We start from the raw sequence: 24,327 nt of genomic DNA on the forward strand, positions 1-24,327 counted from the left end.
ATTCATCTCGATGTTTGCAGCATAGAGGCTGCGTCGAGCCAGCGTCATGAAGTGCGAGGATTAAATGTTGCTGGATTTGAGCGTGTGCTTGAAGGGGCGGCCAGCGTTGGATGTTCGATCCATCAGGAAACCGTTCACATAATTCTCACCTGAGTTCTGCCATGATCATCACCGGCATTCCATCAGCCCGAGTGAGTGATTCCGTCATGAATGTGAGCGTTCTCTACGCTTTGGTTGCGGCAGCATTGTTTGGCGCCAGCACGCCACTCGCCAAGCTGCTGGGGGTACAGATTTCACCGATTCTATTGGCCGGGTTGCTCTATCTGGGCAGCGGGCTGGGTCTGACCGTCCTGCGTTTTGCCCGCGATCGAGGCTGGCAGCGCTCCGGACTCGGCACCGGCGAATGGCCGTGGCTGATCGGAGCCATCGGCTTCGGCGGTGTACTGGCGCCAGTGGCATTGATGTTCGGTTTGACCAGAACATCCGGCGCGAGCGCGTCACTGATGCTCAATCTGGAATCAGTGCTCACGGCGCTATTGGCGTGGGTCGTGTTCAAGGAAAATGCCGATCGGCGAATCGTGATCGGCATGCTCGCCATCGTGGCCGGTGGTGTCGTGTTGTCCTGGCCGCAAGAGGCCGTGTCGGCGCAGGACTGGACAGGCCCGCTGGCCGTCGCGTTCGCCTGCTTTTGCTGGGCCATCGACAACAACCTGACGCGTAAGGTCTCTGCCTCGGATGCACTGTTTATCGCGGGCAGCAAAGGTCTTATGGCGGGAGTGGTCAACTGCGGCCTGGCCTTGTTCATCGGCAAACAACTGCCCGCAGCCGACTCGCTGGTGCCCATCCTGCTGGTCGGGTTTCTCGGCTACGGCGTCAGCCTGGTGATGTTCGTCCTCGCCCTGCGCGGGCTGGGCAGTGCACGCACCGGCGCGTACTTTTCCACCGCACCGTTTCTGGGCGCAGCGATCTCGATTCTGCTGCTGGGCGAGTCGGTATCGCTGATGTTCCTGCTCGCAGCAGCGTTGATGGCCGTGGGGGTGTGGATTCACCTGATGGAAAACCATAGTCATGAGCATCAGCACGAACGGCTCGAGCATGAGCATCGTCATACACACGACGAGCATCATCAGCATGCGCACGGGTTTGAGTGGGATGGAACGGAGCCGCACAGTCATCCGCATGTGCATACGCCGATGCGTCATCGGCATGCGCATTTTCCGGATGTGCATCATCGGCATGAGCATTGAGGTGTGTGGGGAGGGATTGGTTTTTGGCGGTAGGGGCTGGATGGGACGGCCAGATGCGACAAAGCCCGCACTTGGCGGGCTTTGTCGTTGAGAGTTGGTGGGCCGGGGTAATCTGACTTCAGATTCTATCCTATTGATTATTATCGTTAACTTTCGTTTTCTATTTTGCTTGGAATACCAATGGGAATACCTCACGAGATAGCCATGCTCTGGCCAGTCGCTTGTAATCGATTTTACACCGTTGCTTCTCATCTATGATCAGGGGGGATCTTCCTGCCGCTGTCGGGACACAGGTTACGCTTGATAAGAGGCTGAAGGTGGTGACTGGCAGAAACCGGCCAAAAGCTCCCGTCGCATTCGGTAGAAAACGACCTAATGCTGTCATTCCAAAAGTCTACGAAAGCGGGTGGGATGCAGTACGTCCCTGACGGACTACGTTGGATAGCGCGATATCCAATCGGCAGCCCGCTACATCGAGAGTGAGACACCATTCGGCGATTGTTCGCGCCAATGCGTACGAAGAGAGCATTAGCACCAATTCATGCCGTTTGTGGTTCGACGGCTCGCGGCGAAAAATGATAAGCATCGGCCAGTTGAAGCTTGGACCTAAGAGCAGGCTGTCTTTACATTCGGCTCGGATATATTACTCTTGCGCTGCGCCTCAGGAAAGCTAGAACTCCCCAGGCTTTAGCTTAGTGAATATCAGGGTTGGGAATGACTAATACAGTTCTTTATGGAAATGGCCTAAACAGGCTTTCAAATAATGCCGTTAGTTGGAATGACTTACTGGATGAGCTCAAGGGTTCAAATGGTTTTGATAACGGTCGACTGCCATATACCATGGTGTATGAAAGAATCTTTATGGGGAAGCATAAGGCGAACGAGAAAGATAAATTCGATGAGTTGGATCTGAAAATAAAAATCGCTAGCTCTCTTGCGGAGCAGGAGTCGAATGAAATCTTCGAATTGCTAGCGGGTATGGATTTTGAAAACTATCTTACGACAAATTATGACTATGCTTTCGAAAAAGCGATCGGTGTACTGCCGGAAATATTAAGCACTGAAGACATCTACAGCTTGCGAAGGAAACGTAGGTATAAGATTGGTAATGACGTAAAGCAACTTTGGAATATTCATGGTGAGATTGATAATCCCAAGTCAATTATGCTTGGCTTAGATCACTACTGCGGGTCCTTAAGTAAAATAGATTCGTATGTCAAAGGCACCTACAAGCACTCTGTTGACGGGAAACCGATCCAAGTTGCGCCAATGAAAGATAAGCTGAGGGATCAAGAGTTTTGTCACGCCTCTTGGGTGGATTTATTTTTTTCCTCAGATGTTCATATAATCGGTTTCGGCATGGATTATAGCGAGACAGATCTATGGTGGCTTTTAAATAAAAGAGCTCGGTTCGCTGCCGAAAATCTCGTAAAAAACGAAATATATTTTTACTCTCACTACTTGGATGATGAGAAAAAAGGCTTGCTGGAGTCCTTTGGTGTTAATATTGTACTCGCAGAAATTTGTAGTGGCGATTATAAAAGTATGTATAGGGCCACCATTGAAAAAATGCTTCCTCCGTCGGTTTCGGTGCGAGCGGCATAGTAATCATGGGCGCCGACTTTCTCAGGATTAAGTATTAAGTATCGAATTAGATTGATATCGCTTATCACCCGGTCTCTAATAGAGTTATGATGACGAGATCGGTCGAGGTATGGGGATGGTAATGATTCAAGGGGCTTTATAATGTCCCTAGCGTCCTAAATGTTCTTTATTTTTGCTTGCCCACGCAGAGTAGGCTTGTCTATTGCGTGCATATGTTGGCGTCATTGTGAGCCACTGTTTATAGCGTAGCCTTTTATGTGAGGCGCTAGGTCAATAGGCTCTTAAGAGATACTCAAATGGTCGATAAAACGCACATCTGTGAGCTTTGTGCTAGTGATAACGAATTGAGATTAGAGATTCAAGAGAGGGGTGTCCGTGCTAAGCTTTGCCCGACTTGTAAGAGAAAAGGTGTCCGAACTCTTAGCGCAGAGGACAGAAGGGTCAAGCAAATAGTTAGAGCGCTAATTAGAGTTAATTATTCCGAATGGCATTACAATGATCATATTGGAGGAAGTTCGCTCTACAATTTGATGTCTAAGGGTGAAGTGGTATTTAGTTTTGACAAAGATATTGATTTCCCTCTTCCTGATGAGGTTTGGGGTGCAATTGAGCAGGATCTAGGATGGTACCCAGAGTCTGAAGAAGATATTGCTCTAGGAGGAGGCTATTGGGATGGTAGTATTCTTGATGCGATACGAGGAAATCATAGTGGTTTTGTGAATGGACTGGTAAATAAAGCATTGCAAAATAACCATTTTGAAGTAGAGCCAGCAGTAAGAGAGAAGCTCAAGACTCTTTCTTCTTACCTTGTTCAGGCTATTCCAGCGGGAGCAGAATATTTTCGAGGTCGTGTTGGTGTTAGCTCGCGGCTTTCCCCTGTTTTTATAGAGCCTGGCTATCCGCCAGAATATAAGTATCAGGCTTACCAGTCAGCGGATATTGATCGCCCACCATTGCATCTGGCAACTGAGGGACGATTCAATCGCACTAGAGTTTCGGTTTTGTACTTGGCGTCTGACTCCAGTACTGCTGTGTCTGAACTTCGCCCAGATCCTGGACATCTTGTTTCAATTTCAAAATTTCGTTCCGTTCGCGACCTTAAGATCGCAAATTTTGCAAGTTTTGATGTGCGGAATTTTCTTAGTGATAGCAAGCTAGAGCAATTGAGGGAAATACTGTCTATTGCTGATATATTGAGTGTTCCAGTACAGCCTGAGCATCGTTATCTTTATAGCCTTACTCAGCTATTTGGTGATGCTCTGCGACTTGAAGGATTTGATGGCTTAACATTTAAAAGCAGTGTCGGGGAGGGGGTTAATTTAACTTGTTTCGTTGCTGACGCTTTCATTCCAATTGCTGGCAGTGAAGCTGTTTATGAGATTTCCTCTCTGCGGTACGAACTCAGAAGCATGCCAGTAATTGGTGAAAGTTATGATGAGTTTGAGTACCAGTCTGATGAAAATAGTCCACTTTCAACGCTTTTGCATAGTATAGCCAAGAAGAGATAATACACTTTAGCTTCTGGCGTCTGATAGTTTTGTGGAGAAGTTCATGCTCCGCCACGGAAAATTATGGCTTGACGTGTTCAGCTAAAGTAATATTTTCTCCTTGCCCATTATTAAAAAGCGTCGTCGAATAGAATTATAAAATTTGGCTAACGCTATCTAGAGAGGGTGGAGATCCGCTTTTGGCCGAAAGCGGACGCTTACGCGATATAGATGGTTTGGCGCTTAGTGACTTACTCGTTCATTGCTTGTCGAGCACCTCGATCTAACGCTGGAAGCGTTCCAAAGCGGTCAGTCATACGACGCGGTTTCCACAAACAAAGGAAAGCCCACAATTATCAAAACACCACAAGCTAATAAATTGGACCTGCTAGGACATCAAGAAGAGAATGAACGACTGGTCGTACAACGTCGGCTGTCGAATCGTACCCATGCGCTGGGATGCGCAAAGAAGAGGACCTTGCATTGAGCAAGCGTAGACAATGCCCATGAGTTTCTTCGTTGAGCCTTCCTGCGGACGCCAAATAACGCGAGTAGCTTGAAATTTCACTCTCGGACGAACTTGACGCCAACCGCGCACCAATCAAACCAGCAAACTCATCATCTGTGCCAATCCTGGATTTAATAGCATAATTGACCCTGTCCTGAAAATCCCATAACGAATGGCTCGGTCGATTGACCATTGCTCTAACCAGCTTCTCGAGCTTTACGCCTTGAAGCCTTTGAACCCCGACAATGATAGGTCCAACAAAGCTTTCATAGGCGTGGTCGTCATCTGTTATCGCTGATACTACTTCGTCCAGACTGGGGTTGCCGGGATCATAAATGGCCAGTGCTGCAACGCCAAGTTGGAAGCCACTCTCACAAACAGTCGACTGTAATTGGGCTAACACGTCACCGTTCTCGGAAAATTGCTGTCGCAATATATAGGAAGCTTCGAAATAGCTCTGCATTCTATGCCAAGAGTGATCCGCACTGTTTCTGCGAATCCTAGTCCCAGTCAAACAGTGCTGTAGCAGCAGATCGCTTCTGGAAACCTCCTTGGCGAGCGCCTGCAATACTGGGACGCGAAGACACTCCGTGGTGTGTGAGCAATAGTCGAGAAAGCGCTGTCGCAAAACGGCATTAACGGACACATATGGCGCTATAAGCTCCCAAAAGCGCGATTCGTCAGTAAAGTGTCCTAGTCTTGAGAGTAATTGCTCGCCGAAGCTCTTTTCCAATTCGTCCCAGTGCTCGGCCACCAATCTAATCAGCGCTGGGGGCTCATTAGAATATTGCCCTAGCGATATATCCAGGGGTTTTTTGCCCCACTCGAGGATGGAAAATTGCTCCGTTGCTCCGTACACGACCAAGCCGGCGAACGCAGCCGCTCGCCGAGCGTCATGATCGTGTCCAACCGCCATTGCATCTATAAGCAGGCGATCGACAACTGGCTTCCGGTCTGTGTCGATGGAGAGCAGTGCTTGATAGTTTTTTATGGCAGCGTGTGTTTTGAGAGGGCCGTCTACTTCATGATCATACTTTTCCAAGATTTCCTTGGCAGTATCGTTTCGGTCGAATTCACTGGAGGCAGCATCAATGATTTGCAACCGCATGACAGCTGAGAGGGAACCAACACTCTGAGTGATAAGTTGCTGAACGACCGAGTCATCACGATAGGCTGAAGCTAGCAGCCCAATGGGTGGGTTACGCCCTTTAAGTCTTTCTAGCGCAAACGCTTTAACCCTGCCTTCTTGGGGGTAGAGCGCAATCAACTGCCCGGAACCTGAAAACACGTGGTCTGGCTCGCACAACGCCCTGCTCACCAAAATATCTACAATTTCTTTATGATCGGAAACGTCCAACTGGCTGAAAGCAGCAAGCAATGTGTCGAACCTTACCTTATGGCGACCGTTGAGAATCTTTAATAGTTCCTCAATGCACGCTTCGCGACTAAGCATTTTGGGGTACAAGCCAATCAGATGAAATCTGCGCTCATCTGGCCACAGAAGTACCTCTTGCACCAGCTCGCGAACTTCAGGAAGCTCAGCCGCCCAACCTTCAACCAAAGGAGCCAGAGCCCAGAAGACCGAAAAACCCTCAGTTTTTTTCACCCTATCCATCAAGTGCTGTTTAATTCTTGGGTCTTGAAGGCAGTTGTACACCGGTCTCGCGACATACTCTTGATGCTCCACCTTCTTGGAAATAACCGCGAGCACGAGCTGCTCTCGAACCTCACTATCCATTTCCGAGAATTTCAAAAGCTGGCTCCAATCCTGCCCCAATCGCAAGACGAACGGATGCTCTGACTGCAACTCACGCGCGATCCATGCACATATCTGCGCATTGTCAGCACTACAGCTGAGAAGATAATGTTGTGCGATCTCCTTCTCAATTTCATCGTAGCGCGTGATGCTTCCGTTTAGGGTACCCAGGCAAATCTCAACTAATTTAGGGTTGTCCAACCAACCCTGTACCAAACTTTCCCCAACCTGTGCACGATGCAAGTGGCCGACCCCATCACGCCAAGCACACAATGAAAGTAGCGCTGACAGATCAGTATCCTGGTGCAGCCCTAATTGAACCTTGCACCAGACAGCACTCAGTTGAAGCGCCTTGTCCACAGCAACAGAGGCTGTGGTTAGAAAATCAATCAACATCGGATTATCGGACCAACCGAGGGTCAGGGCCTCCAGAGCCCGCGCCACCACCGCCAAATCGGAGTCACCGCGAAGCAACCCCATCAGCCAGCTTTCTACCTCAAGATCGCCGTTGTAGACGACTGCCAAGGACTGAGCGGCGGCTCGAGAATTGGCGGGACTCTCATCCTTAAGCCCATGTTTCAACAAACTAAGCTGATGGTCTGACCGCTCCCATCGTGCTAATGCGGAATAAAATTCTTGCAAATACTCTGCAGCCCGTATGCCCCAGCGGTTGATATTTTCCGAAGTTTTTTCTCTGAGTGTCGGGTTGTAAATTCCCCCTAGCGCAGCGGCAAGGTGGGCACTTCGCTCGCCACCCCACCCAGCCCCTCCAATGATGTTCAGACTGCGTTCAGCCAGCCTGATAGCAGTAGGTCGATTGATCTCTGCCCCTCCAAACACGACATTGGCAAGAAGCAAGCGCCGCTGCAATGCGCCGATCACATCAACCTCAGGCTCATCGATAACCTGCACGATTTGCTCGGCTTCAGACCGCCTAGTGTTCCCCGCAATCAAATCGCCGAACACACTTCTCCAACGGAAACTGCTTGCATTCGCCCGCACAAAATTCAAGATCGTCTCAATCGGCCAGCCGTGTATATGGACGGATGCCAGATATTCCTCCAGGCTTGCATGCACAAAACCCACCTCCTCGCGCCCTTTTTCAACTAGCAGGCCCATCGTCTCAGCGTTAACCGCAAGGATCTCGTTGGCGACTTCAGAAGCCTCGCGCGTCGTGTAGCAATATCCCTCAGGGTCAGTGAGAAATGTTTTTATGCATTTACGAGCCAGTTGAAGGGGATACCCCGCGTCTCCCCCCTCCATTCGAATCTCGAATGCAAGCGCTGCGAGCGCTTCCCTGCGAACGTCGATTGATGCTGCGGAGGAAAATCGAGGACTGACGTCCCCTGCCGCCGTGGCTCGGCTAGACGGATGGACCTCCAACAGCAGGTCAGTCAACTGGCTCAGCGCCTGCACCTTGTTGATCGGCAACACCAACTGCCGAACGGCCAACGCGATCAATCCCAGCAATAACAGCGGCGTCTCCGCGAGCGTGGCCAACCCACGCCCTTTATCAAGCTCTTTGAAGAACCGCTGAGTTTGCCAGGTGATTGATTCTTCATTGGAAGATTGATCGTTGCTAGAACCCACGTTTCGCGAGAACCACGTCGTGGCGATTTCCCTCTGCTGCACCTTTGACAGCGGTGCTAGCAGCCCCACTGCCCAGCTGTCGGGAATCCCCCCGATTTTTGAAAGCCCTCCGGGTCGAGCACTGACGACCACCGGAATGTTGTGTGCGGACACAATGGTTAGCATTGTGAGCAAGGTCGTGCGAGCTGCCTGCTCGTTGGCCCATTCGTCCAGCCCGTCGACAAGAAGCACTACCCGGGATTCATCAATGGCTTGATCAATCAATGCTACGAGGTCACCAGTTAACTGAGGCTGCCAAGTCGCACGGATTAATTCTTTGATACCTATAGTTCCGGCATTGGCTTCACTGAGGCGCACCCACTTGGCGAAAGAAATGAACAACGGTAAATGGCGACCCCAGCGTTTCGCAACGTCAGTAAATCGCCCCTGTTCACCGAGCAGATCAAGCGCTAGGCACCGCAGCACCGTACTTTTTCCACTACCAGCATGCCCCACGACAGCAATCTGATCGGACTCTGCCAGCCAATCCAAGATGGGGGTGCGACGGTAATTTTCCGCCTGACGGCTTTCCTCTTTTTTCACCGGTGAATGTGCGTCAGTTCGCTGCGGTTCGGACATGGGCGAAGTTGATGCCTCACCCTGGCCAGGCGCCGCCTGGCTCATGACAGTTTCCTTCAGCAGAACGTCAGGTGCAGAGAAACGGTCAAGCAGTGAAATGGGAGCCGGAGGCCGATCGGAAAAAGGCGTTGGGGCATTCACCAGAATTCGGTCCAGAAGCTCGAAACCTCCTTTATAGACGCGATGGAGTTGCGTCCTGATCTTATGCAGCTCGCTACCATCTAGCCGCAACAGCAGCTCCTGGCTTACAGTGTCCCCAAAAAATGCCTTCGCGCACTCACGCCCAAAAAACTCCAATACGACATCTGGGTAATTTCGCAATGCGCCGCACAAGTCATGACCGCCAAGCACCTTAAGGGTTATTCCCTGGGCATGAAATAATTCGGCCTGTACTTCAATCTCATCCTGCAGACCTACGTCATCCACTGGACATTGCACGGCAATGTAGAACATTTCAGTCCTTGCCACCCAGCCTCCGGCGAGGAACGTCGCGCAGGCTTTCTTCAGGTCTCTGGGGGTGTACTTTGCGTAGCATTTCGCTTGCCAGGTGTCGTATCTGCCGTTGCGCTTTCGAGCAAAAATGTCTATGCCCTGCTGCGCTTGTCCTGCCCTTCCATATAGGCTATGAGATTCGATATCAGCTTGTTTCCCCGCCAATCGATAACACAGCTTTTCAAAGTTCTCCCAGCGTAGCTCACTAAATGGCAACGTCTGTGCGGCCGTACGAACTGAGGTAAAAGGTGGAACATGGCTTGCTGGGGCCGTGATTGCAGTTTCCGTCATTTTTGAGGATCCATGTGCAGGTGCGACTCCTGTCATCGGGCGCCGGTGGTTGTGCATCATATTGTGTATTCAAACTGGGGGCACCGTGGTTATTCGTTACGTGAGGGAATCAACCCATGCCCCGGCTCAAGGGGCGTTTCTTGGGAAAGCCTCGAGCCTTTGCCTCGGTGACGGACTCGCGAGGGTAGACGCTCCGCGATCGCACCGTGCCATTGACGATCACGTGAAATGGCATCCCTGTGTTGGCCGATAGCTGCCTGTCACAGAGGGCAGTTTCCGGCCAATACTGGTGACATCCGCTGAAAGAACCGGGTGGCGTCCGGTCTTGATCGACAGATCCTAGTAACCAAATCCTGCAGTTGTGATTGCCGCCTAGGCAGTGTCGGAAGAGGCTGATCGGGCGTACGAAAGAAGCGGCTGCCATACCGCAGACGCTGATTGTGCGACGCGAGGCCGTCACTTCCCAATCAACCCGCTTTGATGCCTGAGCCTGTAATTGATATTTGAGATTTGCTTTTCCCGCCAAACCCTCCGATCAAGCGATCTTTGATCGCGCCGATCGGGGGGTTCACTCGCTTTTTCTCGAGGCCAGCTCGTTACACTTTCCCATTTTCAAATTTGATTAGCGCCCCGCTTGCTTTCCCCCGTCAGTAATTCGCCGTGATTTCTACATAGCGCAGGGCCATTCAGTGTGTGTGCGGATCTCTTCATAGGGCAGCAGTGTCGGTGTGGCGACGGTGGCGACGGTGGCGACACCGGCGACAATCCACGTAGAACGTGGCCTGGGGCATGGCGACAAAAGTGGCGACAGTCGCCACTTTCTGAGCGCATTGGCCGTGACGCTTGACCGCCTTTTCGAGTGGGTATAAAAATTGGCGCACGGATCGCTGTCGTTGACAGCACCAGCCCAGGTAGCCAGAACCTTGAAGGCTACGCCATTCGCGTGGTGGTTCTTCCCCAAGTGCGATTAGCGTCCGGCGGCTCGCACGGTCACTCCCCAAGAGTGATGGATGCCTACTCGACCAATCTGCCCACTGCGGCAGACGATGGACCTACCTCGCTGTATTGCAGCAACCTCACCTCTTGGCACACTTCGCTGCGCCAGACCTCGCCCGTCTCTTTCTCCAGGAAAGAGACGGGCGCTCGTACCATTGCTGCAAGCCACGTCGTACAGGGCATTGCCGCAACTCTCCTCGTGACAATCGGCCTGACAAGTCCGATTCGTCGCCATCCGCAACGACACAGGCACCGGTGCCGCAGCCTATGGAAGGGCTGCACCTGACTGACAGTCAGGCATGCCCCAGGTGTCGAGGTCTTTGCTTTCTCCCACCCAGGATATCCAGGTGCCGAACTCGTCAGTCGGCACAGCCTCCACCCGCCCGCATTTTCGGATGCGTCAAGGAGGCCAGATTCATGGGTTCATGCCCTTGCACCCGGTCGTAAGGAGCCGTCCGTTCCGCGTCAGTGAACACCTCACAGACCGCAGGGGCCTTGATCCCTGATAACACTCAACATCCGTGGCGGGACTACGTGAGGACAACCAGCAATGAATGAGGAGAGGGCCCATGCAGCAGTTAGATCCGAAGCTTGAACTACCACAACCACCTCGACCGCTGATTGAGTCGAATCCCGTGGCCCAGCCTTATCCGGTGCAGGCACTGGGTGGGATTCTTGGGCCTGCGGTTGAGCGCATGGCCGAGGTCATCGGCGTGCCCCAAGCACTGGCCGCGCAATCGGTGTTGGCTGCCTCGGCGCTGGCCACACAAGGCCATGCGGGCTTACATCTCGACGGACGCAGTTATCCGCTGTCGCTGTACCTGATCACGGTGGCCGCGTCCGGCGATCGCAAAACGGCGGCCGATCGATGTGCATTACTGTCTGCACGGCAATGGGAGCGTGAGCAGTGGCAGCGCTATCGCGAACAACTTGCCCGGTACCGTGCCGCACAGCGACAGGCGCAGCGTATCAAGCCTGGCGATCCTGAGCCCGCGAACGGAATGTCGCTCGAAGCGGAGCCCTCAGCCCCTAGACTGATCACCACGGACCCGACTATCGAGGCCCTGATCAAGGGGCTCTGTCATGACCTGCCTAGCATGGGTCTGTTCTGTGATGAGGGTGGACAATTCCTCGGCAGCAGCACCATGAGTCGGGATAACCGTTTGAAAGCGGTCACGACCTTGTCGTCACTCTGGGATGGCAGCCCGATAGATCGCGCGCGCTCCATGGTTGGTGAAAGCTTGCGAGCCTATGACCGACGCTTGAGCCTGCATCTGATGCTGCAACCGTACTTGGCCATGCAGTTACTCAGTGACCCGTTGCTGCAGGGGCAAGGCATTCTCGGTCGCTGCCTGATGACTTGGCCTAGTAGCCTGGCCGGACAGCGCAGTTACCAAGCCGTCGACTTGTCCAAAGACGCTGCCCTAAAGCGCTATCGCCACCGACTTTCGGCCCTGTTTCATCAGCCTTGGTCACTTTCCGCTGACGGTGCTCTTCAGCTATCACCGTTGAACCTCAGTCCATTGTCCCGTCGTCGCTGGATTGATTTGCATGACGCCATCGAAGCCCAGTTGAGTGAGTTTGGCGAGCTGGCCAGCGTGCGGCCTAGCGGATCGAAGGCCGCCGACAACCTGCTGCGCATCGCCGGCATTCTGGCAGTCGTGGAGGAGAGCAGCGCCGTGGAAGTCGATCATATCCAACGGGCCTCCGCTTTAGTCGGCTACTACCTCACCGAGATCCAGCGTCTGACCGAACAAGAGCCTGTGTGCCGGGTAAAGGAAGAGGCGGACCGGCTGCTGCGCTGGCTGCAGGTCAAGGATTGGAAGCATTTCAGTATTCGTGAGTTGAACCGCAATGGTCCCCGCTTCGCCCGCAAGAGTAGTCGTCATACCGCCAAGCTGCTGGTCGAGTTGCTTGATCATCATTGGTTGATTACCGACGGCCACACCTTTGAGGTGCGCCATGTTCAATCTCGATGAAGCACTGCGCAACCATCTGGCTCAGCGCCAAAAGGAGCCGAAAGTGCGGTTTGTCGCCGGTAGTGTCGCCACTTTGTCGCCACGCTCAAGCCCAGGCAGGACAAGGGTTGTCGCCGCTGTCGCCGATGTCGCCACCCTCCGGAAAACTATCACCTCGACGACAGCCATCATTCAGCGGTTGAACGAGGAGGGCGCGCATCTTTACGTCACCGACAACACGCTGTGTTTTCGCCCGACTGATTGGTCCCAGTTCGCTATCGTGAGTGCGAACTGGCGAGCCCTTTTCCATGAGCTCGTGGCAGTCGATCAGGAGCAGAAAAATGGCTCGCGTCGGTAAGCGAGCGGGGCGCAATTTCGGCTTCGGTCGCCAGCTCAGCTATGCCGGACCGCAAGCCTTGAAAGATCTGTTTGGCGACGGTCATTTTGCTACTGTCAAAGCCCATAGCGATCGGTGGCAGGCCTTTGTGAATTGGTGTCGATCCGAGGAAGGGCCGAGGCTGAATGACGCGCGACAGATCGACCGTGACATCCTCATGCGGTACGCCACTTACGTGCGTGAGCAGGTTGATCAGGGCAACGTCGGCATTGCCTCCGCGCAGAACCGCCTGTCCAGCGTGAACCGAACCATGGCTGCGCTGCGCGGTGATCAGTACGTCAAAATTCCGAGTCCGAGCAAGGCGCTAGGCCTACAGCGTTTAAGCGTGCGTAGCGATGCACCGCAAGGCCAAGACCGTGTGCAAGTCAGACTGATTGCGCAAACGCTGTCAGAGCGACAGCAATCGAGGGTGGCTGCCATTGTGCTCCTCGCTCGGGAGACCGGCATGCGCTTGCGTGAGGCTATCTTGGCGGACCTGCCCCGGCTCCAGCGTGAGGCTCGGCAACTGGGCAAGGTCAATATTCAAGATGGCACCAAAGGCGGTAGGTCAGGCGCATCAGCGGCGCGTTGGATCGCGGTCACGGATCAAGTCCGCGATGCCCTCGACAGGGCCAGCGAGGCCTCACCCAAAGGTAGTCGGAACCTGTTAGCACCCGATGAAAGCTACAAAGACTTCATGCAGGCAGTCGTGCGGCCGGCACGGGATCTCTTGCATGAAAATGGTTTGAAAGGCTTTCATGAGCTGCGGGCGGCGTACGCCTGTGAGCGCTATGAACAACTGACTGGCTTCTCAGCACCCGTTAATGGCGGTCGTGGTCATCGAGAGGATCGAGAGCTCGATCAACGTGCACGCGAGCAGATCAGTCATGAGTTGGGACATAACCGCATCGATGTGGTGAGTGCCTACATCGGAGGCCGGCGATGAAGTCCGAGTTCGATATGGCGTTGTTTCTGAGCCCCGTGGTCAAAGGTGCGCATGCCACGCGACAGCGGCACATCAGGCAAGCAGAAAGGATGCACGAGGTGATTCGTGAGCGCTGGGGTTGCGCGACTCCCTGGTCTTGGAGGGAAAAACATGTGAGATGGTTTTTGGAGCACTACCTGCGTTGCTCAGCGCCAGCGACCGTCTATTACTATGAGTTAACAGCAGGATTGATCCGCCGTAGAAAGGCGCAACTCGTGGTTGTCTGATAGACGCTTTTAAGCGTGAGCCCCTGAGTATGGGAATGCGGAGCCTTCCCATACTCAGGGGCTTGGCCGAAGAAGCGCAGGCATGCCAGAGATTTAGCGACAGTCGTCACTTCTGTCGCCCTGCTGCACGACACGGATTGTCGCCGGCGTCGCCAACCTTTGGATGCTCAGCGTATCGGTACGACGTTGCGGTCCCTGGTTTGATTGATGGCCGATGCCGACAGGCTGCCGGTGGCCGCCTTCTGGATATGTTCACTCCACCAGGCCATCATCGGACGCCGGCGTTCGATGTAATCCGCTCGGTTGTAGGCGCTTCGAACTTCGTCTTTATCGACATGCGCCAGCGCGACTTCGATTAGCTCCGGATCCCATCCATGCTCGTTCAGAATTGTGCTGGCCATGGAGCGCATGCCGTGGCTGACTAAGCGGTCCTGAAAGCCCATTCGTTTCAACGCCATGTTGGCTGTCTGGCTATTCGCGTGGGTGCGCGGGTTTCTATCTGACGGGAACACATAATCCCTGTGGCCGCTATGGGACTTAAGCGTCTCCAATAATGAGAGTGCATGTTCGGTCAGCGGGATTGTGTGGGGACGACGCTTTTTCATTCGCTCCGGAGGGATGGTCCAGATGCGTTTGTCGAAGTCGATGTCTGCCCATCGGGTAGTCGCCGCTTCGGCAGGGCGGGTCATAGTGTGTAGCTGCCATTCGATCAGGCAGCGGGTCGTCCGCTTGATGCTGGCGTTCGCGATTTCCATCATGAGCTCCGGAAGCTCATCTGGTGGTAGCGCTGCCATGTTCTCTTTCTTAGGTTTCTTGAACACGGCCCGAATGCCGCTGAGAGGGTTGGCAAAGATCATTCCGGAATTGACCCCGTAGGTCATGATCTCGTTAAGGCGCTGGCTCACTCGCTTAACTGTCTCGAGGCTGCCTTTGGCCTCAATCGGACGAAGGAGCTTGATGACCATTGGGGCGCTGACTTCCGAGAGAGGCGTTGATTTCATGCTCGGAAAAACATGCAGTGTGAGGGAGCGCCAAATGTCTTCGGCATACGCCGGCGTGACGGAATCCTTCTTCAGCTCGAACCAGGCGGTGGCCACGTTCTCGAAGGTGTGTTCCGTTTCCGCTCGTTTGGCTTCCTGCAGCTCATTGCGCTGAGCTTTTGGGTCGATGCCCTGTGCAAGCAGCTCTCTGGCCTCAACGGTTTCTTCCTCGCTTGCGCAAGAGAAACCTCGGGATAAGAGCCGAGTGCCATGTTGATTCGATTCTTGGTGACGGGATGCCGGTAGTTGAAATTCCACTGCATCGAGCGATTGACCCTGACTCGCAGCTGGAGCCCGTCGCCATCCGTGAGGACGTAATCCTTGTCTTTCGGTTTGACTGCCTTGAGCTGGCGGTCGGAGAGGCGGGTGGTTTGAGCGCACATGAGAAGTACTCCATGACACCTTTTGGTATTCCCAAGATTAGCGCCGGGTAGCCGGGAATACCATTGGGAATACCAAGCCGCCTGGAACTCAAAAAACCTGGAAAGCCTCCCGCAGCCCTGAAACCCCCGTATTCACTGGATTTCAGGCACAAAAAAAGACGTCCGTGGACGTCTTTAGATGATTATTTGGTGGAGCCGGGGGGATTTGAACCCCCGTCCGCCAGTACTCCGCTGTCGGTACTACATGCGTAGCCGTTTCTATTAAGTTAACCCTCAGCGACCCGAAGGGCAGGGTGCTTTGGGCGAGTTGTGTAAGTTTTAGCCGCTTCGTCCACAACGTACTGCACGGCGATTCTGTTCTATATGACAATCATTTTGGGTTTACAGACATCCCCTGATGATTGCTGGACCCGAAGGTACCAGGAGCATTGTCAGCTGCAATTAAGCAGCGAGAGCAACACCGTATTGGTCGTCATTGGCAACTATAAGTAGTTGCAACAGTGGATTTACGACTTCTGTTACCAAGTCGGCATGCACCTAAAGTTTCGCAACCGGCGTCGAATCCTAAACGGCCCCGAACTCATTGCTCAGTACATCTGTTTGAGCAACAAGCCTGCGCAGTGTACGCCAATCAGCCCGCAAGGCCAACCCGAAGGTTGGCCGGGACGCTGATCAGTTGTTGGTGCCGGTGGCTTTGCGCAGTTCTACGATGGTTTGCGAGGTTTCCGCTACACAGTCATCGATCTTGCCCTCGGCCTTGAGCGACTGGGCTCTGGTCACACTGGCTTCAGCGCGCTGGCTCAGTTCTGGGTTCGCAGACAACTGCGCCTTGCCACTTTGAATGGTCTGAATATTCGCATCACACAGGTCAGCAGGCTTGTCAGCGGCGAACGAAGTGGACGCCATCATCGATGCAGTAACGAACAGACCTAACAGTACAGAACGTTTCATGTGTATCTCCTTGAACCGAGTGGGTCCAGACTTCGCTGGCCGTCAGGACGGGCAACCGTATGGAAGAAAAACCCCGATCAGCCGGGGTTATTCTGTGGACTACAGTCGAACTCAAGGGTTCTATTTTTCTTCAACAGGCCTTCGCCCGGGTCACGCGATCCACCAGATAGACCAGCCCGTGGTAGTCAATTCCGCCGTGTTGCGTCAGGCCGATCTCACAGGTGCGACTGGTGGAAATCCCCTCGCTGCAATGCTGCACCGCATCCTTTAGCGTGCGCAGCGAGTGGCTGTTCAGCTCCGGCGTGGTGAAGCCTTTGTCGCCGGCAAACCCGCAGCAATGAATGCCTTCCGGGATCACCACGTTATTGCTGCACTTGCGCGCCAGATCGATCAACGCCTGGCTTTCGCCCAGATGTTGCGTGCTGCAGGTCACGTGTACCGCGATCGGTGCGTCTTGCGGAGTGAAGTCCAGTCGTTCGAGAAGGTGCGTACGGATGAAGCGCACCGGGTCGTACAGATCCAGACGGGTTTCTCCTACGTCCTGAACCAGTCGCAACGTGCATGGGCTTGTGTCGCAATAGATCGGATCGAGTCCGCCGCGACTGGCGTGCAACAGGGCGCTGATCAACTCCTGACGCTTGTGCTCGGCCTGTTCGGCGTAGCCCTTGGAGGCGAAGGGCTGACCGCAGCAAAGGTTGTCCAGATTGTCCGGGAAGACCACTTGGTAGCCGGCCTTTTCCAGCAGTCCACGGGTTTTGTCGTAGAGCGACATTTGCTCTTTATCACCCGCCGCCGGACCCATGACTCGCGAGACACACGCTGCGAGATACACCACACGCGGACGTTCGTCTGAGACGCTGGGGCTGAAGCGAATGGCCTTCTCTGGCTGCGGCATCGCATTCGTCCACAACGGCACTTGGCCCTTGGACAGGCGCGTAATGGTTGCAGAAAGTTTCGCCAGACGCGGTGCGCCAAGCATCATCCGCGCACCGTTGGCCACGTGCAGGGTAAAACGGGCGCCTTGCAGAGTCTTGGCGAAATTTCCTTCAATCCAGTCAGCGGTTTTCTGATGCGTAGCGTGTCGGCCACGCAGCTTTTTCACCAGCTCGCCGGTATTAATTCCTACGGGGCAACGTTGCGCGCACAGACCAGTGGCGGCGCAGGTTTCGATGCCTTGGTATTCGTAAGCTTTTTCCAATTCTGTGGTGTCGACGCCCGCACGCTTTTTCGCCTGAATATCGCGCCAGATCACAATACGCTGGCGCGGACTCAGGGTCAGTCCTTTAGATGGGCAGACCGGTTCGCAGAAACCGCATTCGATGCACTTATCGACAATCTCGTCGGCCGCCGGCAGCGGTTTCAGATGCTTGAGATGGATCTGTGGATCTTCGCTGAGCACCACGTCCGGGTTGAGAATCCCGTTCGGGTCGAGCAGACGTTTGAGCTGCCACATCAGTTGATAGGCGTCGCTGCCCCATTCCAGTTCCACGAACGGCGCCATGTTGCGCCCGGTGCCGTGTTCGGCTTTCAGCGAGCCACCGAATTCCACCGCGACCAGTTGCGCGACGTCGTCCATGAACGCTTGATAGCGCGCGACTTCTTCCGGGTTGTTGAAGCCTTGGGTGAAGACGAAGTGCAGATTGCCTTCCAGCGCGTGTCCGAAAAGGATCGCTTCGTCGTAGGCATGTTTGTCGAACAACTCGATCAAGCGATTCACGCCGATTGCCAACTGGTCGACCGGGAAGGTCACGTCTTCGATGATCACCGTGGTGCCGGTTTTGCGCACCGCGCCGACGGCGGGGAAGGTGTCCTTGCGGATGGCCCAGAGCTTGGCGTTCTCGGCTGGGTCTTCGGTGAAGTCGACCTGCTTTTCCACCGGGAAGCTACTGAGCGACGCCATGATTTGCGCCAGTTGTTCCTGCAACAAAGTAGAAGACGCGGCGCGGGATTCGATGAGCAACGCGCAGGCATTGTTCGACAGCTGCTGTACGAAAGCAGGCATGCCCGGTTTGTCCTGCACCGAACGCAAACTGCGGCGATCCAGCAGTTCTACGGCGGATACCGGTTGGCTCTTCAGTACGGTGACGGCGTTGCAGCAGGTCTCCACATCCGGGAAGACGATCAGCGCCGACGCCTTGTTCGGGTGATCGATCACCGTGTCGTAAGTCACCGCGCTGATGAAACCGAGGGTGCCTTCGGAGCCGACCAGCAAGTGGCTCAAGATATCCACAGGCTCGTCGAAATCCACCAAGGCGTTGAGTGACAGGCCGGTGGTATTTTTCAGACGGTATTTGTGGCGGATTCGTGCAGCCAGTCCGGCGTTGGCACGGGTCTCGCGGCCCAATGTCGCCAAGCGTTCGAGCAGATCGCCGTGACTGCTGCGAAACGCTGTAACACTGGCAGCATCTTCGGTATCGAGTCGCGTGCCATCGGCGAGTACCAGACGAATCCCGGCCAGCGTGTGGTAGGTGTTTTGCGCCGTGCCGCAGCACATGCCGCTGGCGTTGTTTGCAACAATGCCGCCAATTTTACAGGCGTTGATCGACGCCGGATCAGGGCCGATCTTGCGGCCAAACGGTGCGAGCCATGCGTTGGCCTGTGCGCCGATCACACCAGGTTGCAGGCGGATTTGCGTGCCTTGGCCACGAATCTCGCGCGCGTTCCAGTTATCCCCAAGCACGATCAAAACGGAATCGCTGATCGCCTGACCAGAGAGACTGGTGCCCGCTGCACGGAAGGTCACTGGAACATGGTCGCGCTGAGCCAGTTTCAGCAGGGCCACGACTTCGTCCTCCGATTCGACGCGGATTACCAGTTGCGGAATCAGTCGATAAAAACTGGCGTCGGTGCCGAAGGCCAGAGTCGATAACGGATCATCAAAGCGGCGCTCCGCCGGAATCAGTTGTTGCGCATCACGCAGAAAATTAGCCGGAAGCGTCATTGGTCCTCCAGGATCAGCACCACCAAGTCTTTCGGGCCGTGGGCGCCGTAGGCCAGCACCTGTTCAATGTCGGCGGTTTTCGACGGGCCGGACACCAGCAACGCGTTGGTCGGCATGCCCTGCGCCCATTCGAATTCCTGCTGCACCTGATAAAAGTTGTCGCGGATTTCACTGGCCTTGAGCAGGGCAAAATGCACCGGTGGCACCAGACTCATCAAACGCGGTTCTTCGCGGGTCGGCCACATGATCAAGCTGCCGGTAGCGGCGATCGCGCCGAGGGTGCCGGTCAGACTCGCCGGAGTGTCGTTGAACAGCTCGGCTTTCCACTCTTCCATCGGCCGGTCGTAGGATTTCAGTGCTGGCAGATCAGGATTGTTCGCCCAGTGCTGTGTGATTTTCTGCCCGTGCGCGGTAGTCGGTGCAATCAACAGGCTCGGCAACTGACGGTCGCGCAGTAATTGCGCAAGCAACGCCGGCCATGCTTCGCCCGAGGTCAGGTGGATTTCGGTGTGCACTGCTTCCATCAATTTGCGCAGTTGCGGAATGCGTTGTTCGGCGCTGTAGGTGTAAGGCTGCGTCACTAGATCGACGTCGAAGTCGTCGGCAATAGGTGTGGTCCCCGTCAGACTTTTCCGCAGTTTGCCGAGGATATTTTGCTTGGCGCTCATCAGCGATCTCCCTGTTTGGCCAGATGCTCGCGGGCCATGTCGTGCAGTGAGCGAGCGGCAGGTTTCGGCGCGCTGTGGTTTTGCGTCCACGGGCCGACGTTACTCGGGGTCAGGGCACGCAGGCGCGTGGCGAAGAAACCGAACAATCGATACAGCGTTGGAGAGCTGTTGAGCCTGGCCCAGGCGTTCCAGATGAAGCGTTCTTTGCGCGAATATTTGCTGCCCTGACCGCGCATCACTTGATTCGGGCTGTCCGGGGCTTTGACGTTCTCTTCGCGCAGACGCCGCAGGATCGCCGGAATCGGAATTTTTACCGGGCAGACTTCACCGCAGGCACCGCACAGCGAAGAGGCACTCGGGTGATCCGGAACCTTGGCCAAGCCAACCATGTGCGGGGTGATGATTTTGCCGATCGGCCCGGGATACACCTCGCCATAGGTGTGGCCACCGACGCGGGTGTAGACCGGGCAATGGTTCATGCAGGCGCCGCAGCGGATGCAGTTCAACGTCTGACGCAATTCACTGTCGGCAAACGCCTGGCTGCGACCGTTGTCGAGCAGCACCAGATGCACTTCCTGCGGGCCGTCGAGTTCGTGTTCCTTGCGCGGGCCGGAGATCATGTTGACGTAAGTGGTGATCGGAATACCCAGCGCCGAACGCGTCAACAGTGACAGCAGCGGCACCACGTCACGCAGGTTTTCCACGACTTTTTCGATGCCGGTGACGGCGATGTGCACCGGCGGCACGGTGGTGGTCATGCGCCCGTTGCCTTCGTTTTCCACCAGCAGCAGGGTGCCGGTCTCGGCGACGGCGAAGTTGACACCGGAGACGCCGATGTCCGCTTCGAAGAATTTCTGCCGCAGGACTCTGCGACCGATCTGAATGAGTTGGTCAACGTCCTTGGTGTATTCCACGCCAAGTTTGTCGTGGAACAAGGACGCGACCTGACCGGCATTCTTGTGGATCGCCGGCATAATGATGTGTGAAGGCTTCTCGTGGTCGAGCTGGACGATGTACTCCCCCATGTCGGACTCCAGACATTCAATGTCCCGAGCCTCGAGGAAATGGTTCATCTCCATCTCTTCGCTGACCATCGATTTGCCCTTGATCACTTGCCGCGCCTCGTGAGCGCGGATGATCGATAAGACGATGCCATTGGCCTCGTCCACCGTTTCCGCCCAGTGCACTGTCACACCGTTGCGGGTCAGGTTCTGTTCCAGTTGCTCGAGCAGGTCGGGCAGCTTGGAGAGCGCGCGGGCCTTGATCGAATTGCCCAGTGCGCGCAAATGTTCTCTTTCGTGGGCATCACTGAAAGCGGCTGCCCGCTTGACCATCAGTGAGTCCATGGCAGTGCGGAAGTTGTTCCGCAGCTGCTGATCACCCAAGGCATTGTGTGCCCGGGTGCGGAAATCTTCTTCTACGGCGACCGTAGGGATAATCGCGGAAGTGCTCATTGCGCACCTCCGGTTCGTTGCCACAAGAAGCTGGCGAGATGTTGCCCGCGTAGCGCTTCTTTTTGTTTCTCCAATGCGCCGTTGATGTTCATCAAACAGCCACAGTCGGCGCTCAACACCTTGTGCGCGCCGGAATCCTTCAACGCTCTGGTTTTGTCAGCCACCATCGCGCCGGAAATGTCTGGCATACGGACGCTGAATGTCCCACCGAAGCCACAGCATTCGCTTTCGTGGTCGTGGTTGACCCGTTCCACGTTGCTCAACTGCGCCAACAACTCGCGACCGTGCAGGTGGGTGTTCATTTCGCGACGTGCCGAACACGAAGTGTGCAGCGCGACTTTGACCGGTTCGCCGCTGTCCTTGAGCTGCACCTTGCAGACGAACAGCAGAAATTCGGCCAGTTCATAGGTGCGGGCCGCGAGGGCCTGAACCTGTTTTAACGTCTCCGGCTCGTCCTTGAACAAGTCGGCGTAATGCTCGCGCAGCATGCCGGCGCAGGAACCCGACGGCACCACCACCGGATAATCTCCGGCAAACAGCGCCAGTTGCGAGCGCGCTACCGTCCGTGCCTGCTCGGTGTAACCCGAGGTGTAGGCCGGCTGGCCGCAGCAACTCTGCCCTTGCGGATACTCGACCCGGATCCCTTCACGCTCCAGCAAGTGGATCGCGTCCATCCCGGCTTCGGGGTAGAACAGGTCGACCACGCACGTGCCAAACAGGTAGACCCGCGACGGTTTCTCGCTGGGATATTGCCGAGGTTCGGGCAGTGGCGGTGCCACGCGGGTCGCGTTTGGCACGGCGTTATAAAAAAGCTCGCTCATCAGGCGTGTCTCCGGGTGGTCCCGGTTATCCGTCCGCTGAGGCTGCTGAATATAGAGAGCGTTGCTTTCAGCAGCCTTACAGACCGGGTTGTGAATTGCTGACGCCGGCATCACGAACCGGCGTCGGTTTTTTCTGTGTTTCTTGTAGGTTTAGTGCACCAGCATGCCGGTGAACCAGTAAGCCTGAGCCAAGGTGATCAGACCGACAATCGTTGCAAAGAATAGGCTGTGCTTGAGAGTGAAGCGGAACAGATCCGATTCCTTGCCCACCAGCCCGGTCGCGGCGCAGGCCACGGCGATCGATTGTGGCGAGATCATCTTGCCGGTCACGCCGCCGCTGGTGTTCGCCGCCACCAGCAGGGTGTCGTTGACGCCGATCTGGTGTGCGGTGGTCGCTTGCAGCGAACTGAACAGGGCGTTGGACGAAGTATCCGAGCCGGTGAGGAACACGCCGAGCCAGCCCAGGAACGGCGAGAAGAATGGGAACGCAGCGCCGGTTCCGGCCAATACCAGGGCCATGGTCGAAGACATGCCGGAGTAGTTGGTGACGAAGGCGAACGCCAGCACCATGCCGATCGACAGGATTGGCCAGCGCAGTTCGTAGAAGGTTTCTTTAAAAGTGGTAAGACCAGTTTTGAAATTGATCTTCAGTACCAGCATCGAGATCAGCGCGGAGAAGAAAATTGCCGTGCCGGTCGCGGAAATCGGGTCGAGTTTGAACACCGCGGGGATTGCTGTTGGAGCAGCCACGATCGGTGCGGTTTTGATCACCAGTTGGTCAAGATGCGGGATCGCGAAGTTGAACACCCAGCTGTACATCGAGCCGCCGGCGGCGAACATCGCTTTGAAGGGCTTCAGTGTCCAGATGGTCACCAGCACAGTGAGAATCAGGAACGGCGACCAGGCTTTGAAAATTTCTCCGAGGCTGTAAGGCGACGCCACGGTAGTGCGCTTTTGACCGAAACCGCCGACGCTGGCAGTCACCACCGAGGCGGAAACGGCACCGGCGATGTGTTGGCCGGCGGCGCGTTTCGGCTGCCAGACTTTCAGGAACAGGGTCAGCGAGATCAGGCTGGCCAGTGCCGAAGTGATGTCCGGCAGCTCTGGGCCGATGAAGTTGGACGTGAAGTACTGAGTGACGGCGAAGCTCAGGCCCGCGACCAATGCAGCCGGCCAGGTTTCACGCACGCCGCGCAGGCCGTCCATCATGAATACCAGCCAGAACGGCACGAACAGCGACAGCAGCGGCAGTTGGCGACCGGTCATGGCGCCGATCTTGAACGCGTCGATGCCGGTGACTTGGCCGGCAACAATGATCGGAATCCCCAAGGCGCCGAACGCCACCGGCGCGGTGTTGGCAATCAGGCACAGGCCGGCGGCGTACAGCGGGTTGAAGCCCAGGCCGACCAGCAGCGCGGCAGTAATCGCCACGGGCGCGCCGAAACCGGCGGCACCTTCCAGGAACGCACCGAAGCAGAAACCGATCAGCAGCACTTGCAGGCGCTGGTCGTCAGTAATCGATAACACCGAACTGCGAATGACCTCGAACTGACCACTTTTCACTGTCAGTTTGTAGAGGAATACCGCTGCGACAATGATCCAGGCAATCGGCCACAGACCGTAGGCAAAGCCATACCCGGCGGCGGCAAAGGCCATGTCGACCGGCATTTGGAACGCGAAGATTGCTACGGCAATCGACAGGGCGAGGGTGATGCTCCCGGCCACATGGCCTTTGAGGCGGAACACCGCCAGCGCGAGGAAGAAGAAAACGATGGGAATGACGGCCGCAAGTGCGGACACGCCGAGACTGCCGAGCGGGCTGTAGAGCTGTTGCCAGGTTTGCATATGGGGTGGCCCCTAATTGTTGTTGGTCAGGCACTGTCAGCGTTCTTGGATAATTGGTAAGACCAATTTACAATCGCTGTTGGCTAGG

Annotated in this window: 14 protein-coding genes, 1 other RNA gene and 1 pseudogene; 7 read left to right on the forward strand and 9 right to left on the reverse strand. The window is 55.3% G+C overall.

The genetic code is table 11. From position 1 onward, the window contains the following. The first annotated feature begins 206 nt into the window (after positions 1 to 206). The 3 genes from CKW38_RS25720 to CKW38_RS25730 all read left to right on the forward strand — a co-directional run bounded on the left by CKW38_RS25720 (position 207) and on the right by CKW38_RS25730 (position 4,360). Positions 207 to 1,247, forward strand: coding sequence for a DMT family transporter (locus CKW38_RS25720; RefSeq protein ID WP_095114231.1), 1,041 nt, complete (start codon positions 207 to 209; stop codon positions 1,245 to 1,247). A gap of 714 nt (positions 1,248 to 1,961) precedes the next feature. Then, complete coding sequence (locus CKW38_RS25725; protein ID WP_095114205.1) at positions 1,962 to 2,852, forward strand: SIR2 family protein; 891 nt, start codon at positions 1,962 to 1,964, stop codon at positions 2,850 to 2,852. Between the two features lie 296 nt (positions 2,853 to 3,148). Further along, positions 3,149 to 4,360, forward strand: coding sequence for an RES family NAD+ phosphorylase (locus CKW38_RS25730; RefSeq protein ID WP_095114206.1), 1,212 nt, complete (start codon positions 3,149 to 3,151; stop codon positions 4,358 to 4,360). A 350-nt stretch (positions 4,361 to 4,710) separates the two neighbouring features. Here the strand turns inward: CKW38_RS25730 and CKW38_RS25735 are convergent, their stop codons facing one another. Next, a complete protein-coding gene (locus CKW38_RS25735) occupies positions 4,711 to 9,264 on the reverse strand; it encodes an NACHT domain-containing NTPase (RefSeq protein ID WP_256588450.1) in 4,554 nt (1,517 codons plus the stop codon). Between the two features lie 1,895 nt (positions 9,265 to 11,159). On the opposite strand from CKW38_RS25735, the gene CKW38_RS25740 reads away from it, so the two are divergent. From CKW38_RS25740 to CKW38_RS30475, 4 genes are read left to right on the forward strand one after another with little or no spacing between them, the layout of a single operon-like run. Beyond that, positions 11,160 to 12,569 carry a YfjI family protein gene (locus tag CKW38_RS25740; protein ID WP_095114208.1) on the forward strand — a complete coding sequence of 470 codons (1,410 nt, stop codon included), beginning with the start codon at positions 11,160 to 11,162 and terminating at the stop codon, positions 12,567 to 12,569. Beyond that, positions 12,553 to 12,906, forward strand: coding sequence for a hypothetical protein (locus CKW38_RS25745; protein WP_095114209.1), 354 nt, complete (start codon positions 12,553 to 12,555; stop codon positions 12,904 to 12,906). The genes CKW38_RS25740 and CKW38_RS25745 overlap by 17 nt, the downstream gene beginning before the upstream one ends. Beyond that, positions 12,890 to 13,870, forward strand: coding sequence for an integrase domain-containing protein (locus tag CKW38_RS25750; protein WP_095114210.1), 981 nt, complete (start codon positions 12,890 to 12,892; stop codon positions 13,868 to 13,870). Before CKW38_RS25745 ends, CKW38_RS25750 begins: the two co-directional genes overlap by 17 nt. Next, positions 13,867 to 14,136 (forward strand): hypothetical protein, encoded by a 270-nt coding sequence (locus tag CKW38_RS30475; RefSeq protein ID WP_052965702.1) that lies wholly within the window; start codon positions 13,867 to 13,869, stop codon positions 14,134 to 14,136. The genes CKW38_RS25750 and CKW38_RS30475 overlap by 4 nt, the downstream gene beginning before the upstream one ends. 167 nt (positions 14,137 to 14,303) lie before the next feature. Here CKW38_RS30475 and CKW38_RS25760 read toward each other — a convergent pair. From CKW38_RS25760 to CKW38_RS25795, 8 genes and pseudogenes are all read right to left on the reverse strand, one after another. Then, positions 14,304 to 15,559 (reverse strand): annotated as a pseudogene (locus CKW38_RS25760) (integrase domain-containing protein). A gap of 187 nt (positions 15,560 to 15,746) precedes the next feature. Then, positions 15,747 to 16,135: a transfer-messenger RNA gene (gene ssrA / locus CKW38_RS25765) on the reverse strand. A 96-nt stretch (positions 16,136 to 16,231) separates the two neighbouring features. Beyond that, positions 16,232 to 16,510 (reverse strand): hypothetical protein, encoded by a 279-nt coding sequence (locus tag CKW38_RS25770; RefSeq protein ID WP_064387864.1) that lies wholly within the window; start codon positions 16,508 to 16,510, stop codon positions 16,232 to 16,234. A gap of 130 nt (positions 16,511 to 16,640) precedes the next feature. Continuing rightward, positions 16,641 to 19,451, reverse strand: a complete 2,811-nt coding sequence (locus CKW38_RS25775; protein ID WP_095114211.1) for an FAD-binding and (Fe-S)-binding domain-containing protein — start codon at positions 19,449 to 19,451, stop codon at positions 16,641 to 16,643. Next, entirely contained in the window at positions 19,448 to 20,119 is a 672-nt protein-coding gene (locus CKW38_RS25780) for a lactate utilization protein (protein ID WP_095114212.1), read from the reverse strand. The genes CKW38_RS25775 and CKW38_RS25780 overlap by 4 nt, the downstream gene beginning before the upstream one ends. Next, positions 20,119 to 21,573, reverse strand: a complete 1,455-nt coding sequence (locus CKW38_RS25785) for a LutB/LldF family L-lactate oxidation iron-sulfur protein (protein WP_007915200.1) — start codon at positions 21,571 to 21,573, stop codon at positions 20,119 to 20,121. Before CKW38_RS25785 ends, CKW38_RS25780 begins: the two co-directional genes overlap by 1 nt. Beyond that, positions 21,570 to 22,394 carry a (Fe-S)-binding protein gene (locus CKW38_RS25790; protein ID WP_095114213.1) on the reverse strand — a complete coding sequence of 275 codons (825 nt, stop codon included), beginning with the start codon at positions 22,392 to 22,394 and terminating at the stop codon, positions 21,570 to 21,572. Before CKW38_RS25790 ends, CKW38_RS25785 begins: the two co-directional genes overlap by 4 nt. A gap of 150 nt (positions 22,395 to 22,544) precedes the next feature. Next, positions 22,545 to 24,239 (reverse strand): lactate permease LctP family transporter, encoded by a 1,695-nt coding sequence (locus CKW38_RS25795; protein WP_007915204.1) that lies wholly within the window; start codon positions 24,237 to 24,239, stop codon positions 22,545 to 22,547. Positions 24,240 to 24,327 lie beyond the last annotated feature (88 nt).

Origin of the sequence: Pseudomonas sp. Irchel 3H7, from assembly GCF_900187605.1 — a bacterium.
Classification (GTDB): Bacteria; Pseudomonadota; Gammaproteobacteria; order Pseudomonadales; family Pseudomonadaceae; genus Aquipseudomonas.

Coding starts and splice junctions, on each gene's coding strand:
- CKW38_RS25730 (WP_095114206.1), top strand. CDS start 3,149: ATGGTCGATAAAACGCACATCTGTGAGCTTTGTGCTAGTGATAACGAA.
- CKW38_RS25770 (WP_064387864.1), bottom strand. CDS start 16,510: ATGAAACGTTCTGTACTGTTAGGTCTGTTCGTTACTGCATCGATGATG.
- CKW38_RS25720 (WP_095114231.1), top strand. CDS start 207: ATGAATGTGAGCGTTCTCTACGCTTTGGTTGCGGCAGCATTGTTTGGC.
- CKW38_RS25735 (WP_256588450.1), bottom strand. CDS start 9,264: ATGTTCTACATTGCCGTGCAATGTCCAGTGGATGACGTAGGTCTGCAG.
- CKW38_RS25775 (WP_095114211.1), bottom strand. CDS start 19,451: ATGACGCTTCCGGCTAATTTTCTGCGTGATGCGCAACAACTGATTCCG.
- CKW38_RS30475 (WP_052965702.1), top strand. CDS start 13,867: ATGAAGTCCGAGTTCGATATGGCGTTGTTTCTGAGCCCCGTGGTCAAA.
- CKW38_RS25790 (WP_095114213.1), bottom strand. CDS start 22,394: ATGAGCGAGCTTTTTTATAACGCCGTGCCAAACGCGACCCGCGTGGCA.
- CKW38_RS25750 (WP_095114210.1), top strand. CDS start 12,890: ATGGCTCGCGTCGGTAAGCGAGCGGGGCGCAATTTCGGCTTCGGTCGC.
- CKW38_RS25740 (WP_095114208.1), top strand. CDS start 11,160: ATGCAGCAGTTAGATCCGAAGCTTGAACTACCACAACCACCTCGACCG.
- CKW38_RS25795 (WP_007915204.1), bottom strand. CDS start 24,239: ATGCAAACCTGGCAACAGCTCTACAGCCCGCTCGGCAGTCTCGGCGTG.
- CKW38_RS25745 (WP_095114209.1), top strand. CDS start 12,553: ATGTTCAATCTCGATGAAGCACTGCGCAACCATCTGGCTCAGCGCCAA.
- CKW38_RS25725 (WP_095114205.1), top strand. CDS start 1,962: ATGACTAATACAGTTCTTTATGGAAATGGCCTAAACAGGCTTTCAAAT.
- CKW38_RS25780 (WP_095114212.1), bottom strand. CDS start 20,119: ATGAGCGCCAAGCAAAATATCCTCGGCAAACTGCGGAAAAGTCTGACG.
- CKW38_RS25785 (WP_007915200.1), bottom strand. CDS start 21,573: ATGAGCACTTCCGCGATTATCCCTACGGTCGCCGTAGAAGAAGATTTC.